The 1291-nt window shown below is 59.6% G+C and carries 1 protein-coding gene; it reads left to right on the top strand.

Annotated elements, in window-relative coordinates; genetic code table 11:
• Positions 1–120 precede the first annotated feature (120 nt).
• Positions 121–1290, top strand: coding sequence for a nucleotidyltransferase domain-containing protein (locus QVO51_RS02165; protein WP_022357048.1), 1170 nt, complete (start codon positions 121–123; stop codon positions 1288–1290).
• The last annotated feature ends 1 nt before the right edge of the window (position 1291 follow it).

Raw genomic sequence — 1291 nt, 5'->3', positions numbered from 1 at the left:
GCCCCCTCCATGCGGCTCTATGGGCGGCTGTGGGTGGGGTTGTATCCCCTGCGCCTGCCGGTGCTGCGGCTCCGGGATTGGCTGCGCCGGAAAAAACGCCGTTTGCAAGGAGGGTAGCCCATGGATCAGACCATTACCGCCGCCCGGGATCTGTTCTATTTGTTCAGCTGTCGGCTCCGGGACATTCCCTGTGACCCGGCACGGCTGGAACAGATGCAGCTGCGTCCCATGCTGTCTCTGGCACAGCAGCATACCCTGGGCGCAATGGCGTGCATGAGCTTTGAGCATGCAGGCTTGCTGGAGCGGCTTTCTCTGGAGGATGCCGCCGCCCTGAAAACCATCCGGGACAAGGCAGTGCGAAAGGTGCTGCTGCTGGATGCAGGACGGCAGGAGCTGTTTCGCTTTCTGGATGCAAACCACATCTGGCACATGCCACTCAAGGGCGTGATTTTAAAGGACTGCTACCCGGCGCTGGGCATGCGGCAAATGTCCGACAATGACATTCTCTACGACAGTGCCTGTCAGCAGCAGGTGCGGGATTTTATGATTTCCCGGGGATACACCGCCGTGAAGGTGGGAAAAAGCCACGAGGATGTATACCAGAAGCCCCCGGTGTATCACTACGAGCTGCATACCCGGCTGTTTGATCCCCACAGCACCTACGCCTATGCCTACTACGGAGACATGCTCCGGCGGTGCAGCCGGCAGGGGTATCTGTACGCCATGACCCAGGAGGATTTCTACCTGTACTTCCTTGCCCACGCCTATAAGCATTACTCCGGCGGAGGCACAGGATTGCGGCATCTGCTGGACTGTTGGGTATTTCTGCAAAAGCATGGGGATGCTCTGGATTGGGCTTACATCCGCCGGGAGCTGAAGCTTCTGGGACTGACGGATTTTGAAGCGGAAAGCCGGAGTCTGAGCCTGGCGCTTCTGGATGCGCCCCAGCGTACCCTGACAGAGGAGGAATCCCGGCAGCTTGCCTACTACATCTCCTCCGGCACCTACGGCACCAGGCAGCGCTGGGGGGAGAATATGACTGCCGCCCGGATGCAGCAGATGCACATGGATCCTGCCGCTCCGGACAAAAAACGATACCTTTGGCATCGGCTTTTTCCCGGGGAGGCATATTACCGAACCTATGCGCCCTTCTGCGTCAGGCATGTGTGGGCACGGCCCTTTTTCGGGGTGTACCGGCTGTTCCGGATGCTGCTGGATCCCCGCCGCCGCCGCCGTGTACAGCAGGAAACCAAGACCCTGCAAAAGCAGCGTCCCCAGAAGCAGGATTGAC

This window comes from Ruminococcus sp. CAG:379, from assembly GCF_000434255.1.
Classification (GTDB): domain Bacteria; phylum Bacillota; class Clostridia; order Oscillospirales; family Ruminococcaceae; genus Ruminococcus_F; species Ruminococcus_F champanellensis.
The sequence above is the reverse complement of the archived record's forward strand: the minus strand, read 5'-3'. Positions and strand labels throughout refer to the sequence as shown.